The organism is Actinomycetospora lemnae (assembly GCF_028737315.1).
Classification (GTDB): domain Bacteria; phylum Actinomycetota; class Actinomycetes; order Mycobacteriales; family Pseudonocardiaceae; genus Actinomycetospora; species Actinomycetospora lemnae.
Genome location: NZ_JAQZAO010000008.1, coordinates 168,126 through 182,278 on the forward strand (window position 1 = coordinate 168,126; position 14,153 = coordinate 182,278).

The following is a 14,153-nucleotide window of genomic DNA, read 5'->3' on the forward strand; positions in this document are numbered from 1 at the left end:
CGGTCAGCGACCGCTCTGGTCCTGCCCGCCCGAGGAGGTCCCGGAGCTGCTCGAGCTGCCCGAGGTCGAGCCCGAGCCCGAGGTCGAGCCCGAGCCCGAGGTCGAGCCCGATCCGCTCGAGGTGCCGGTGCCCGACGTCGTGTCGGGGTCGGTCCCGGTGCCGGTGCCGGTGCCGGTGCCGGTGTCCGTGTCGGTGCCGGTCCCGCTGCCGGCGGTGGTGCCGGTGCCGGTGCCGGTGCCGGTGCCGGTGTCCGTCACGGTGCCGGTGCCGGTTCCCGTGCCAACGGTCGTGCCGGTCCCCTCGGTGGGCGTCGACGCGTCGGCGCCGGCCGCGGTGGCGCTCTCCGGCTGCGTGTCCGGCGCCGGGTGGGCGGGGTCGCCGGGCTGGGGGTCGTCCGTGGCCGGGTGGCGCGGGTCGACGGTCGTGCCGTCGGGCAGGCGCACCGGCTCGCGGGTGGTGGAGCCGTCGGGGTTGGCGACGGTGCCGTCGGCGCGGGTCACCGACCCGTCGTGGTTCACCGTCTCGCCCGGCTTCGCGTCGTACCGGGATGCGAAGGTCCCGTCCTTCCGCCACACGTCGACGTGCCCGCCGGTGACGACCGTGGCCGTGCCGTCGTAGTTCCACACGACGCGCGCGTCGGCGTTCGCCGGGGTCAGCGTGCCGTCGGCGTTGATGGTGAAGCCGGGCACCTCGATCGTACCGCCCTCCGGCGTGGTGATCGTGCCCGGCGGGACGACGATCGCCGTGCGCGGGCTCCCGTCCGCGTTGAGGACCGTGCCGTCGGCCAGGACGATCGACCCGTCGGGCGCGCGCCGCGCGCCGTGCGGGAGCGGCACCGCAGGCACGCGGACGGTGCCGTCGGGCCCGACGACCCGCCCGTCGGAGAGCAGGATCGTGCCGTCGTGGTTGTAGCGGCCGGTGAGGGCGTGGACGGGCGTGCCGCCGTGGTGCCCGCCGCCCGACGGGCCACCACCCCAGCCACCGCTCCCGCCACCGCTCCCGCCACCGCTCCCGCCACCGCTCCCGCCACCGGTCGGGGTCGCACCGGGCGCGCCGGGACCGTCGGCGCCGCCCGCACCGCCCGCACCGCCCGCACCGCCCCCGTCGCCCGAGGTCCCGGCGACGCCGGGCTCGTCACCCAGCGCCTCGGACGAGCCCTCGCCGGGTTCCGCGGGCGCGCCGCTGGACGACGGCGCGGGGGTGAACGCGCCGGCGATGGTGCCGTCGGGGCTGGTCGCCAGGGCCACGAGCGCCCCGAGGCCGAGCCCGGTGGTCACCGCGGCGACCGAGGCCACGACCATCGTCGCCACCCGGCGCCCGCGACCGCCCGGACGTCTCTGGGGTGGGCGTCTCGGCGGCGGGCCCTCGGTCATCGCCACCGTCGCACCGTCCGCCTCGCCGACGGGCGCGGAGCCGGTGGGCTGCGGGGTCGTGACCATGGCGGGCTCCTCGGGGGACGGGGGGGCGTCGGCCGTCCCACGAGCCTCCGGTGGCGCCCAGGCCGCGGCGATCACGCACGCCCTACCTCGGCGGGGGAGAACCCCACCGCTCCCGATGTGGATCACCCGGCCGGACCCGCGCGCCCGCCTCGTGAACACCGACGCCGACGGCGTCGCGCAGCGCTCTTGAACGCCGACGCCGACTCGGTCGTCGTCCGTCGGTGATCGCCTACGGTGACGCCCATGGGCGACGACATGCGCGAGTGGGTCCGCAACAAGTACGGCGTCAACATGACCGTCGGCGACCTGCTGTCGTGGCTGGACTACCGCGTCAACGAGCTGCACGCGGCGGTGCTCGAGCCCGAGCGCCACGCGTCGCGTGTGCCGGGGTCGCCGGTGCGGATGTCGGGTCTCGACGCGCTGCTCAACACCGACGCGACGACGTTCCGCACGCTCACCGAGCTCGGGGCACGGATGGACCGTCTCGAGGAGAAGCTCGACCGGGTCCTCGCCCGGCTCGACGAGCGACGCTGATCCTCAGCCCTCGATCGCCGACGGCCCGCCGTCGCCCTCGATCGCGAGCGGCTTGCGGGCGACCGACACCCCGCCCATCAGCGCCAGCCCGGTGACGCGCACGCGGGCGCCGTCGGTGCGCTGCGGGCCGCCCGAGCCGTCCTCGAACGCGCCCATGAACCCGAAGCCGTCCTCGACGACCGTGGTGTCCGGGTCGACGGTGACGTCGATGCCGCCCATGATCGCCACGGCCTGGATGGTGACCTCGACGCCGGCGGGGATGCCGCGCAGGTCGATCGAGACGCCGCCCATGATCGCGATCGCGCCGATGGTCAGGCCCGCCTCGTCGAGGCGCGCGTCCCGGAAGGACAGCTCGGCGCCGCCCCAGAACGCGACGACGCGGTGGGTGTGGCCGGGCGTCCACTCCCCGCGCTTCTGCACCCCGGACAGCACGGCCACCGACAGCGTCGACGACGGCCGGTCGACGTGCCCGAGCGGGCGGCGGGACGGCGTCGCGGCCGTGGTGGAGCGGGCCTCGACCGGCTGCAGGTCCGCGGTGATCGGCACGAGGTCACGGCGGAAGACCGCGGCGTAGACGTCACGCAGGCGCTCGTCGCCCTCGACGATCGTGAGCCGCCCGTCCGACACGGCCTGTCGCACGACCTCGGCGACCTCCTCGCGCTCGGCGTCCGAGGCCCGGATGGCCGGCGGCTCGGGCTTCGCGGGGAGCCGCTCCGCCCCGGCCCCCTGGTCGTCGTCCCCCTGCTCGTGCGGCGGCGGCTGGCTCATGGTCGGGAGGATAGGCCGACGCCCGGGTTCGCCGGGGCCGCGACGGTGGTCTCCCCGCTGGTCCCGGTCGTCGTGTCCGCGGTGGTGTCGGCGGTGGTGTCCGCGGCCGGCAGCTCGACGGCGAACCGGGTCTCCCCCGGCCGGCTCGCGATGTCCAGCCGCCCGCCGTGCTCGGCGACGACCGCCGCCACGATCGACAGCCCGAGCCCGGTGCTGCCCGTGGTGCGGGCTCGGCCGGTGTCGCCGCGGGCGAAGCGCTCGGCGACGTGGGGCAGCAGGTCGAGCGGGATGCCGGGGCCGTCGTCGACGACCTCGAGGCGCACCACCGCCCGGCCCTCGGCGGTCGCGGCGCGCAGCGTCACGGTGACGAGGGTGCCGGCGGGCGTGTGGGTGCGGGCGTTGGCGAGGAGGTTCGCGACGACCTGGTGCAGGCGCTCGGGGTCGCCGACGACCCCGAGCAGGGTGCCGTCGTCCTCGTCCCCCGCCGGCAGGTCCAGCGACCACCGGTGGCCCGGGGCGGCGACGTGGGCGTCGGCGACGGCGTCGGCGACGAGGCGGGCGAGGTCGACGGGCTCGCGGGCCAGCGGCCGGCCGGCGTCGAGGCGGGCGAGCAGGAGGAGGTCCTCGACGAGCGCGGTCATGCGCTGGGTCTGGGAGCCCATGCGGTCGAGCAGCCCGGCGACCTCGGGCGGCAGGTCCTCGGCGCGCCGGGCGGCGAGCTCGTTGTAGCCGCGGATCGCCGCGAGCGGGGTGCGCAGCTCGTGGCTGGCGTCGGCGACGAAGCGCCGCAAACGCGTCTCGCTGTCCTGGCGGGCGGCGAGCGCCGCACCGACGTGGCCGAGCATCCGGTTCAGCGCGGCCCCGACCTGCCCGACCTCGGAGCGCGGGTCGGCGTCGGCGGCGGGCACCCGCTCCGCGAGCTCGACCTCGCCCGAGGCCAGCGGCAGCTCCGAGACGCGCCGCGCGGTCGCCGAGACCCGGTGCAGCGGGCGCAGCGTCCGCCGCGTGGTGAACGCGGCCGCGACCCCGGCGAGTCCCACCCCGATCCCGAAGATCACGGCCTCGCGCACGACGAGCTCGGCGACCGTGTTCTCCAGCGCGCCGGTCGACAGGCCCACCACGGTGACCGTGCCGTCCTCGCCGGTCGCGGCGGCGAAGCGGAAGCTGCCGAGCCCCTCGATGTCGAGCGTGTGCGGCGGCCGGCCGGGCGTCGTCGCGATCGCCGGCGCCACCTGCGCGGGGTCGACCGGCCGGCTCGTGCCGGGCCGTCCGAGCAGCACCGCGCGCACGATCCGCCCGTCGTCGACCGTCACCTCCAGCGTGTTCGCCGGGCGGTCCGGCCCGCCGCCGACGAACCCGCCGCCCGCGTCGGGCGGGGGCGGGCGACGGTCGGGGTCGCCCGGCGGCGGGTCGCTGCGGAAGCGGGCGATCTCGGTGACCTGGTCGTCGAGCTGGCGGTAGAGGTAGCCCCGCAGCGACAGCGCCGCGCCCACCCCGACCACCAGGGAGACGACCGTGAGCAGCAGGACCGTCGACACGACGAGACGGCTCTGCAGCGAGGGCACCCAGGAACGGGTCATCCGGCGGCCGGCTTGAGCACGTAACCCGCCCCGCGGACGGTGTGGATCATGGGCGTGCGGCCGGCGTCGATCTTCTTGCGCAGGTAGGAGATGTAGAGCTCGACGATGTTCGACTGCCCGCCGAAGTCGTAGTTCCAGACGCGGTCGAGGATCTGGGCCTTCGACAGCACCCGGCGCGGGTTGCGCATGAGGAAGCGCAGCAGCTCGTACTCGGTGGCCGTCAGCTCGACCTGCTCGCCGCCGCGCGTCACCTCGTGGCTGTCCTCGTCGAGGGCGAGGTCCCCGACGGTCAGGGTCGCGTCCTCGCGCGCCGCCGTCGTCACCGCCGCGCGCCGCAACAGCCCCCGTAGCCGGGCGACGACCTCCTCGAGGCTGAACGGCTTGGTGACGTAGTCGTCGCCGCCCGCGGTGATGCCCGCGACCCGGTCCTCGACGGCGTCCCGCGCGGTGAGGAAGAGGACCGGCACGTCCGGGCTCTCGGCGCGCAGGCGGCGCAGCACCTCGAACCCGTCGATGTCGGGGAGCATGACGTCGAGCACCACGACGTCCGGGCGGAACTCGCGGCCCTGCCGCACCGCGCCCAGCCCGTCCGCCGCACTGCGCACGTCCCAGCCCTCGTAGCGCAGCGCCATCGACAGCAGCTCGGCGAGCGTCGGCTCGTCGTCGACGACCAGCGCGCGCACCGGGGTGCCGTCGGGTCGGCGCAGGTCGGCGCGGGTGGCGGCGTTCACGCTCCTCAGCGTGGCACCCCGTCGTCGGTCCGCGCTGGGTGCTCCCTGTGTGCCGGCTGTGCGCGGCGCGGTGACACCAAGGAACGATCCGATCACGGAAGGTTCCGAACCGGTCGTGACGGGTCATCCGATGGTGGAGCAGGCGTCGCCCGTCGGCGCTCCCCCGGTCCGGACGGCCAGAGGAGACCCGTGAGCGGAGCCCCGGTGTCCCGCCGCACGTTGCTCGGGGGCGCCGTGGCGCTCACCGGCGCGGCCGTGGCGCTCGGGGCGCCGTGGGTGTCGGCCGCGGACGCGGCCCCGCCGCGCTCGGACCCGTTCACGCTCGGCGTCGCGTCCGGCGACCCGGCGCCCGACGGCGTCGTGCTCTGGACCCGCCTCGCGCCCGACCCCGTCGCGGCGGACGGCCGCGGCGGGATGGGCGACCGGCCCGTGCTCGTGGACTGGGAGGTGGCCGAGGACGCGGCGTTCGCGCGGGTCGTCGCGCGGGGCGGCGTCGTGGCGCGGCCCGAGGACGCGCACGCCGTGCACGTCGAGGTCGGCGGCCTGCGTCCGCGCGCCGACCTCTTCTACCGCTTCCGGGCCGGGTCGGCGATCAGCCCGGTGGGGCGGACCCGGACCGCGCCGGCTCCCGGAGCCCGCGTCGAGCGGTTCGCGCTCGCCGCCGCGAGCTGCCAGTGCCGCCAGGACGGCTTCTACACCGCGTACGCGGCGATGGTGCGCGACGACCTCGACCTCGTCGTCTTCCTCGGCGACTACGTCTACGAGAGCCCTGCGACCAGCTTCTTCGACCGCGACCACCTGCCCGCGGGGGAGGTGTCGACGCTCGCCGGCTACCGCCTGCGCCACGGCCAGTACCGGACCGACCCCGACCTGCAGGCCGCGCACGCCGCGTTCCCGTGGGCGGTCACGCTCGACGACCACGACGTCGAGAACAACTGGGCCGGCGACGTCTCCCAGCGCGACGGGGAGCCCGACGCCGACCCGGCGATGTTCCGGCGCCGGCGCGCGGACGCGTTCCGCGCGTTCTGGGAGCACATGCCGCTGCGCCGCGCCCAGCGCCCGTCCGGGCCGGCGATGGTCGCGCACCGCCGGCTGACGTTCGGCGACCTCGTCGACGTGCACCTGCTCGACACCCGCCAGCACCGCAGCGACCAGGACCCCGCCCACGCGCACGACCCGACGCGCACGATGCTCGGCGCCGCGCAGCGCGCCTGGCTCTGGGGCGGACTCGCCGGCCCGACGGCGCGCTGGAACGTGCTGGCCCAGCAGGTGTTCTTCGCCCCCCGAGACCTCGCGGGCGGCCCGGCGGTCGCCCTCGACGAGGAGTCCTGGGACGGCTACGCCGCCGAGCGCGACGCCCTGCGCGGCCACCTCCTCGCCGCCCGCACGCCGAACCCCGTGATCCTCACCGGCGACGTGCACGCCCACCACGCCGCCGACGTGCTCGCCGACCCCGCCGACCCGGCGTCGCCGCGCGTGGCGACCGAGCTGGTCACGACCTCGATCACCTCCGGCGGCGACGGTGCCGCGCGGGGCCCCGGCGACGCCGCGCTGCTCGCCGCCAACCCGCACCTGCGCGTGCTCGACCGACGTCGCGGCTACCTCCGCAGCACGGTGACCCCGCGGGAGTGGCGGGCAGACTTCCAGGTCGTCGACCGCGTGACGGTGCGCGGCGCGCCCGTGCGCACGGCCGCGACGGTGGTGCTCCCCGACGCCCCGCCCCGTACGTGAGCGAACTCTCGAGCTATAGCTCGAAAGTCCGCTCACGTGGGGACGGTGACCGCGCGGCTGCCGCCCGTCCAGCCAGGCAGGTGGAGCATCTTGATCCCCGGTCCGCCGGCGACGATCGCGAGGACCTCGGCGGCGCTCGCGTGGTCGGCGCCGGTGCGGGCGCGCAGGGCGGCGTCGGCGCGCTCGCGCAGGGCGGTCCTGGGGTCCCCGAACGGGGCGAGGCGGGCCGCGACCTCGGGCGGGAGCACGACGGCCTGGGTCATCCCGCGCCCGCGGGCGGGATCGCCGGCGGCGAGGACCGCGCCGGCGAGGGCGTCGGCGAGAGGGTCGAGCACCGCGTCCGGGTCGGGCCGGTCGTCGCGCGGCAGCACCTCCGCCGTCCCGCCGATCGGCAGCACCGTCACGGCGTTCGGGGCAGCGGGGTGTGGCAGCGAAGTGCCGTTACGGACGTTGAGTGTCCGTGACGGCACTTCGCTGACACGACGGGCCAGCGTGCCCCAGGGGCCGTCGGGGTCCTCGGCGAGGCAGCAGGTGTAGCGGGCGGGCTGGGCGGTGGTGGCCATCGCGGTGACGCCGGGGGCCGCGCCGCCCGCGGTGGCCAGCGTGAGGGCGAGCGCGCGACCGACCGCGCCGTTGCTGTGCGTGCCGGGCCCGAGCATGCCGGTGCCGTGGGTGAGGCCCAGCCGGTGCGCGACCGGGCCGGTGACGATCAACGCGATCGCGGCCGTGCCGGTCGTCGTCGCCACCCCGAGCATGTTGACCTCCGGCGCCAGGCACGCCGACGCCGCGGCGAGCACGACGGGCAGGGCCGCCGGCGGGGCGCCCGCGAGCACGCAGCAGGTGGCCGCCAGCCGTGGGGTCAGCTCGCCGAACAGCGGCGGCACCGCGCCGAGGACCGCGTCCGGGTCGGCGGTGCCGCCCAGCACGGCGTCCACCCGCGACGGCGTCGGCGGCACCACGGGCAGCCCGTCGCCGATCCCCGCGGCGAGCAGCGTCGCCGTCGCGTCGACGACGTCGGTGCCCTCGGGGACCGTCCTCACGGCACCCGGCGCGACACCAGCGCGGTGCCGCCGAACGACGGGATCCACGCCGAGTGCTTGCCGGCCCCGCCCGCGACGGCGATGTGCAGGTTCGCGGGGTCGTCGCTGACCGTGTACGCCCTGTCGTGCGGCGGGCCGTCGGGCTCGACGCCCCACTCGACGAACTGCCGCCGGTTGCCCGGCGAGACGTGCTCGACCGGGATGCGGGCGTGCTCCCACAGGTGCGCGCGGATGGTCTCGGGCGTCCAGCCGTCGCGGTGCAGCGTGGCGGCGTGCTCCGGGCCGAGCAGCAGCAGGTGCGGGCCGCGCACGTAGACGTTGTTCGAGCCGGGCTGGGCCATGGTCCCGGCGACGGTCAGCAGGATCTCGGCGCCGGTGGTGCTGCCGTGGTCGTTGACGTTGTGCGGCGGCTCGGCGGCCATGACGGACACGACGCCCTCGTCCGCGCCGAACCCCCGGCGGACCGCGAGCGACGGCCACGGCGAGTCGTCGGACTCCCCGCAGCAGTACGTGTACTTCGCCGGCGACCCCTGCGTACTGCGGTCCAGCACCCCGGGCCGCGCGCCGCCGACGTGGAGCAGCACGAGCGAGAGCGCCCGCCCGATCACCGCGTTCGCGCGGGTGCCCTGCCCGAGGCAGTTGCCGCCCGCGTTGATCCCCAGCGCGTCGCGCACCGGGCCCGAGACCAACACCATCGGCGCGCACGGGTGCGTCGTGGCGAGCGTGCCGTGCAGGTTGTACGCCTCGTCCTGCACGGCGGCGAGCGCCGCGAGCAGCACCGGCAGGTCCGCGGGCCGGCACCCGGCCATCACCGCGTTCGCCGCGACCGAGCGCAGCGTCGGCGTCACCCCGCGCGGCGGCAGGGGTCCGAGGTCGACGCGCGGAGCGCCGGCCAGCATCGCCGCCACCCGCTCCTCGGTCGGCGGCACCATCGGGAGCCCGTCGCCCCAGCCGCGCTCCTCGCAGGCGGCCATCCAGTCCCAGGCGTCGTCGACGTCGGGCAGGTCCAGGACGTCGCTCATGACAGCTCCCCCATCGACCGCAGCTCCGCGACGACCCCCGCGTAGGCCGTGTCCGTCCGCCCCGCGAGCTCGTCGGGCGAGAGACCGCCGACGGGGTGGTCGACGACGACGAGCCGCGGCTCGGCGCGCCGGGCCGTGGCCTGCGCCTGCACCAGCGGCAGGAACGACGACGTGACGACGAGGATCGAGCGCACGCCGCGGCGCTCGAGCTCCAGCGAGTCGTGGAGACTCCACGACGAGCACGAGCCTCAATCGCCGATGGCGACGACGGCGAGCCGGTACTGCGCGGCGAGGTGGTCGAGCAGCTCCGGGTCGGCGCCGACCGCCGCGCTCGGCTTGGCCTCCAGCCCGTTGGGCCCGAGCCCGTGGTCGTCGGCGAGGCGGCGCCCGATGGCGTCGAGGATGTCGTGGGCGCCGGGCTTGGAGTTGGAGAGCCCGCACACGGCACGCGACGCAGCGGAGCTGCCGTCACCGCGCCGGGTCCCGGCCGGGGCGTCCGCGGCAGTCGTGACCGCGGCGGTGTCCTCCGGCGCGGTCCCGGACGTCGGGTCGACGATGCGCATCAGGCCTCCTCGAGGTGGGCGACGACGGCGCGCCCGGCGCGCAGGCCGTCCGCGGCGGCGGTGAGCAGGTAGCGCTCGGCGCCGGTGACGTCGCCCGCGGCCCACACCGGGGCCTCGGCGGGCAGCCCGTCGAGCAGCTCCCGGCGCGGGTCGGCGTGGGTGTAGACGAAGACCCCCGACGCCTCGAGGACCTCGCCGTCGTCGAGGCGCACGCCGCCGAGCGTCCCGTCACCCTCGAGCGCGGTGATCGCGGCCGACCGCACCTCCACGGCGTCGGCCAGGCGGCGGGTCAGCGCCGCCGACCACGCCGGCGCGGTGCTCACCAGCGTCACCCGCTTCGCGATCCCGGCGAGCTCGAGCGCCTCGTGCGCGGTCCACTCGTCGTCGCCGACGACCACCACCTCGCGCCCGGCGTGCAGCGGCCCGTCGCAGGTGGCGCAGTGCGACAGGCCGCGACCCTCCCACCCGTCGGCGCCGGGGACGTCGAGACGACCGGGCGTCCGACCGGTGGCGACGACGACCGCCCGCGCCGTCACCGGGCCCTCGGCGCCGTCCACGGTGAGCGGGTCGGTGCGCAGGCCCGTGACCTCGCCGTAGGCGATCTCGACCCCGCGCTCCACCACGTCGGTGAGCAGCGCGCCCATGAGGTCGGGGCCGCTGGTGGGCGGGCCCGGCCAGTCGGCGAGCGTGCCGAGGTTGATGAGCTGCCCGCCCGGCGCGAGCGCGTCGTGGGCGACGACGGCGAGCCCCCGCTCGGCGCAGGCCCGGGCCGCCGTCAGACCGGCGATGCCGGCCCCCACCACGACGACGTCGACATCGGTCACGGCGACCCCTCCTCGATCCGCCGGCTCACCGGCACGCCCTGCACGTGGTTCTGCACGAAGCCGCGGGACTGGTTCCGGCTCGCGTTGCCCGCCAGCACGATCCCGATGTCGGCCGCGCGCGGCACCATCGGCACGAGCCGGTCGGGGTCGTCGCCGGCGTAGCGCTCGTCGAGCTCCCCGGCGGCGACGACCGCGTCGAGGTCGAAGCTCGTCGAGCCGACGTTCCACGCACACGCCTGGAGCTGGCGCACCGGCACCCGCATGTGCTCGGCGAGGTGGCGGCGCAGCGCGTCCTTGTCGACGCCGAAGCCCGCGAGCGCCCGCGCCACCGCCGGCCCGAGCACGAGCAGCGGGTGGAAGGCGCCGAACTCGATCCCGGTGTACGCCCAGGGCCCGATCGCGTTGCCGAAGATCGTGGTCAGCGCGTCGAGGTGATCGGCCGCGCTCTCGCCGCCCGAGTAGATCGGGGCGCTGACGGCGACGACGCTCTGCACCGTCACGACGCTGTCGCCCTCGGCGAAGCCCCGGTCGACGCGGAACGGCGGCCAGCCGAGGTCGCGCACCGCGGCGTCGTCCTCGGCCAGCGCGACGTGCCAGGTCGAGGCGATCGCGCCCTGGTCGGTCTGCCCGGGCGGGATGCGCAGGCCCGCGACGTTGCGCAGGTAGAGCCGCAGGAACCGCCCGACCGCGGTGTTCGCGCGCCGCCCGACCCGTAGCGCGCCCGTGCCGCTGTGGAACCCGAGGCGCTCGACGACCGGCCCCGAGAGCACCACGAGGGGCTCCCACCCCGGCGTCGAGCCCGCGTCCTGCACCCGGAACACCGGGTCCGCGACGCACGCGACGATCGCGAGCAGCACCGGCAGGTCCTGCGGGCGGCAGCCGGCCATGACGCCGTTGACCGCGACGCTGCGCACCGTCGCCCGCCGCAGCTCGGGGGCGAGGACGCCGAGCACCTCGTCGGGGTCCCGGCGCGTGTGGTCGAGGAACGCGGCGACGCGCTCCGGGGTCGGCGGGACGATCGGCAGGCCGTCGGTCCAGCCGCGCGCCTCGAAGGCGTCGGTGATCGCGTCGAGGTCGCCGCGCGCGACGACCTCGGTGGGGCCGTGGTCGGTCGCGTCCGGCTCCTCCTGGACGGCCGTGGCCGAGCCCGCCACCAGCGCGTCCACCACCGCCGGCGCGACCTGCTCGCGCATCTTCGTCCGGAACACCTCGCCGGTGTCGGTGAGGATCACGCCCGGGTAGCTGACGATCGGGACGTGCCCGACGCCGAGCGACCTGCCGACCGCCCGGCCCATCCCCTCGAACCCCGCGCCGCCGATCGCGACCGCCGGCACCCCGGCGCGCTCGGCGGTGGCCGCTGCCCGCATCACGGCAGGCATGCAGGAGCCTCAAGCACCGACGGCGGCGACGACGAGGTCGACGCGGTGGGCGCGCAGCAGCTCGGGCAGCGCGTCGAGCACCCGGCGCTCCTCGGCGGCCGAGGCGTGGAAGTTGCCGAACTCCTCCCACCCGACGAACTCGACCTCGCCGTGCCGCTCGCGCGCCACCTGCGAGATCACGTCGAACATCTCCGGGCCGCGGAAGAGCTCGTCCCAGAGGTAGGCGACCCGCCGGCCGCGCAGCGTCTCGGGACGCTCGTGCTCGGCGACGTCGCCGACCTCCCGCGGACCGAGCGGACCCAGGACCTCGTAGCGAGGCTCGCTCACGGTGCTCCCCCTACTCGTCCGCGGTGATGACGCGACCGGCGCGGTCGCGCAGGAACAGGGCGGCGACGGTGACGATCGCGGCGCCGACGACGGCGATGCCGACCGCGATGCCGTAGCCGGCGCTCGTCGCGACGACGCCGCCGATGATCGTCCCGATGCCGGACAGCCCGCGGCCGACGTTGTAGGCCGCCGCCGACCCGAGCGAGCGGATGCGGGTCGGGAACAGCTCGCCGAACCACACGCCGAAGATGCCGAAGTAGCCGAGGAACAGGCTGGACGCGAGGTAGAGCCACACGAAGTTGCCCAGCCCCTCGCCGCCCAGGGCGAGCACGAGCATCACGGCGAACGTGACGGTCTGCAGCGCGGCGAACGCGACGAACACCGGGCGTCGGCCCCAGCGGTCCGAGAGCCAACCCGCGAGGATGAACCCGACGAACGAGATCGCGGCGGCGACGTAGAGCACGGTGCTGGCGGTGCCCGCGTCGAAGCCGAGGTCGGACTTGAGCATCGAGGGCATCCAGGCCGTCGCGGTGTAGGGCACCCACTGCGCGCCGAACGCGACGACCAGCCCCACCAGCACGATCGGCAGCGAGTCGCGCGCCACGAGCTGGCGCCACGTCGAGCGGGCCGCCTTCGCCGCGGTCGCGTCGGTGAGCAGGCCCTCCGCCTTGCGGCGCTGCAGCTCCTCCCACTGCCGCGACTCGCGGCAGGCGAAGCGGATCCAGACGCACGCGAGCGCCGGCAGGACGCCGATGAGGAAGGCCACGCGCCAGTCGACGACGAGCTGGGCGACGAGCACCGCCAGCGCGTACGCCGGCCACAGCGAGGCCTGCACCAGGCCGCCGCCGAGGCCCCGGCGCTTCGGTGCCCACGCCTCGTTGAGCCACGCGAACCCGACCGCCCACTCGCCGCCGGTGCCGACGCCGGTGAGCACCCGGAGCACGACGAACACCGCGAAGTTCGGGGCGAAGAACACGAGGCCCGTGGCGACCGAGTAGATCAGGATCGACCAGATCAGGGTCCGGCGGCGGCCGTAGCGGTCGCCGAGCCAGCCGAAGAGCACTCCCCCGATCGCCGAACCGACGAGCTGGCCCGCGATGGCCACCCCGAACACGCCGGCGGAGACGCCGTAGTGCGCCATGATCGCGCCGGCGAGCAGCGTCGGGAGCATGAAGTCGAAGTACTCCATGCCCCAGCCGAGGCAGGCCGCGCCGAGGATGCGGCGGCGCTCGCCGGGGGTGTACTCCGGCGACTCGGCGACGGAGGCCGTCGCCCCGGTGGTCGTGGTGGTGCCGCCCCGTGCCGGCGGACGGTCCTGCTCGGCGGTCATCGGCTCCTCCGCTCCCGACCGCGCGTCGGTGCGCGCCGGTCTCCGCGGCGGAGGTTAGGTGGATCACACCGCGGAAGTCCAGAGCGGATTGGATACGATCTCGGCTACGACCGGGGCGGTAGCCCCAGCGCGGCGTGGAGGTCGGCGACGGTGTGGTCGCGGTGCGCGTCCATGAGCGCGACCACCGCCTCGAGGTCCCCGCGACGCAGCGCGGTGATCATCTTGCGGTGCTCGCGGACGACCCGGGATCGGCCGGCGGAGTCGTAGAGGTGCACGGTCCGGTAGGGCTCGCTGCGCCGCCAGAGCCGGGCGATCTCGTCGACGACGAGGTCGAGGCCCGACAGCCGGAACATCGCGAAGTGGAAGGCCTGGTTGGCCGCGACGATGCCGGCGACGTCGACCCGCTCGACCTGCTCGCCGATCGCCTCGTTGAGGCCGGTGAGCTCCCGGAGCTGGTCCGCGGACAGCTTGGGCAGCGCACGCAGCACCTCGGTCTCCAGGGCCCGGCGCATGAGGTAGACCTGCGCGAGCTCGTCGGCGTTGAGCCGCGCCACGGCGTAGCCGACGTGCGGCTCGTGGCGCAGGACACCCTCGGCCTCGAGCGTCTTGAGCGCCTCGCGCACCGGGATGCGGCTCACGCCGAGGCGCGCGGCGAGCGTCTCCTGGCGGACCTGCTGGCCGGGCACGAGCTCGCGCGAGCGCAGCATCCGGCGGATCTCCTCGACCGCGCGCTGCACGCTCGTCGCCCGCCGCGCGGGCTCCGTCTCGGTTGTGACCACGCCCCCACCTCCCGGGACGCAGCGTAACGAGCGCCGCGTCCGGCCCCGGTGTGCCGCGATTGGATACGAAGTGGTGTTCGATCGGTTGTGCCGCCCCGGCCGGTC

The 14,153-nt window shown here is 76.2% G+C and carries 13 protein-coding genes; 2 read left to right on the top strand and 11 right to left on the bottom strand.

The features are described 5' to 3' along the window. Positions 1-3 precede the first annotated feature (3 nt). Positions 4-1,440 carry a hypothetical protein gene (locus PGB27_RS19125; RefSeq protein WP_274201980.1) on the bottom strand — a complete coding sequence of 479 codons (1,437 nt, stop codon included), beginning with the start codon at positions 1,438-1,440 and terminating at the stop codon, positions 4-6. A 243-nt stretch (positions 1,441-1,683) separates the two neighbouring features. Between PGB27_RS19125 and PGB27_RS19130 the strand changes: the two genes are divergently transcribed. After that, positions 1,684-1,974 carry a hypothetical protein gene (locus PGB27_RS19130; RefSeq protein WP_274201981.1) on the top strand — a complete coding sequence of 97 codons (291 nt, stop codon included), beginning with the start codon at positions 1,684-1,686 and terminating at the stop codon, positions 1,972-1,974. Between the two features lie 3 nt (positions 1,975-1,977). Here the strand turns inward: PGB27_RS19130 and PGB27_RS19135 are convergent, their stop codons facing one another. The 3 genes from PGB27_RS19135 to PGB27_RS19145 are packed head-to-tail and all read right to left on the bottom strand — an operon-like array spanning position 1,978 to position 5,062. Continuing rightward, positions 1,978-2,742: a DUF1707 SHOCT-like domain-containing protein gene (locus PGB27_RS19135; protein WP_274201982.1), complete on the bottom strand. Its 765-nt coding sequence runs from the start codon at positions 2,740-2,742 to the stop codon at positions 1,978-1,980. Next, the gene (locus tag PGB27_RS19140) at positions 2,739-4,307 is read right to left on the bottom strand and encodes a sensor histidine kinase (protein WP_332843833.1); all 1,569 of its coding nucleotides are present in this window, start codon (positions 4,305-4,307) and stop codon (positions 2,739-2,741) included. Before PGB27_RS19140 ends, PGB27_RS19135 begins: the two co-directional genes overlap by 4 nt. Before the next feature lie 11 nt (positions 4,308-4,318). Next, positions 4,319-5,062: a response regulator transcription factor gene (locus tag PGB27_RS19145; RefSeq protein WP_274202159.1), complete on the bottom strand. Its 744-nt coding sequence runs from the start codon at positions 5,060-5,062 to the stop codon at positions 4,319-4,321. A gap of 180 nt (positions 5,063-5,242) precedes the next feature. Between PGB27_RS19145 and PGB27_RS19150 the strand changes: the two genes are divergently transcribed. Beyond that, complete coding sequence (locus PGB27_RS19150; protein ID WP_274201984.1) at positions 5,243-6,784, top strand: alkaline phosphatase D family protein; 1,542 nt, start codon at positions 5,243-5,245, stop codon at positions 6,782-6,784. Positions 6,785-6,816: 32 nt separating this feature from the next. Here the strand turns inward: PGB27_RS19150 and PGB27_RS19155 are convergent, their stop codons facing one another. From PGB27_RS19155 to PGB27_RS19195, 7 genes are all read right to left on the bottom strand, one after another. After that, entirely contained in the window at positions 6,817-7,824 is a 1,008-nt protein-coding gene (locus PGB27_RS19155) for a hypothetical protein (protein WP_274201985.1), read from the bottom strand. Next, positions 7,821-8,846 carry a hypothetical protein gene (locus PGB27_RS19160; protein ID WP_274201986.1) on the bottom strand — a complete coding sequence of 342 codons (1,026 nt, stop codon included), beginning with the start codon at positions 8,844-8,846 and terminating at the stop codon, positions 7,821-7,823. The genes PGB27_RS19155 and PGB27_RS19160 overlap by 4 nt, the downstream gene beginning before the upstream one ends. Beyond that, positions 8,843-9,409 carry a UGSC family (seleno)protein gene (locus PGB27_RS29550; protein WP_456298478.1) on the bottom strand — a complete coding sequence of 189 codons (567 nt, stop codon included), beginning with the start codon at positions 9,407-9,409 and terminating at the stop codon, positions 8,843-8,845. The genes PGB27_RS19160 and PGB27_RS29550 overlap by 4 nt, the downstream gene beginning before the upstream one ends. Continuing rightward, the gene (locus PGB27_RS19175; protein ID WP_274201989.1) at positions 9,409-10,233 is read right to left on the bottom strand and encodes an NAD(P)/FAD-dependent oxidoreductase; all 825 of its coding nucleotides are present in this window, start codon (positions 10,231-10,233) and stop codon (positions 9,409-9,411) included. The genes PGB27_RS29550 and PGB27_RS19175 overlap by 1 nt, the downstream gene beginning before the upstream one ends. Beyond that, positions 10,230-11,939, bottom strand: coding sequence for a UGSC family (seleno)protein (locus PGB27_RS19180; protein ID WP_456298479.1), 1,710 nt, complete (start codon positions 11,937-11,939; stop codon positions 10,230-10,232). Before PGB27_RS19180 ends, PGB27_RS19175 begins: the two co-directional genes overlap by 4 nt. A 10-nt stretch (positions 11,940-11,949) precedes the next feature. After that, the gene (locus tag PGB27_RS19190; RefSeq protein WP_274201992.1) at positions 11,950-13,269 is read right to left on the bottom strand and encodes an MFS transporter; all 1,320 of its coding nucleotides are present in this window, start codon (positions 13,267-13,269) and stop codon (positions 11,950-11,952) included. Positions 13,270-13,373: 104 nt separating this feature from the next. Continuing rightward, complete coding sequence (locus tag PGB27_RS19195; RefSeq protein WP_274201993.1) at positions 13,374-14,048, bottom strand: GntR family transcriptional regulator; 675 nt, start codon at positions 14,046-14,048, stop codon at positions 13,374-13,376. Positions 14,049-14,153: the final 105 nt, after the last annotated feature.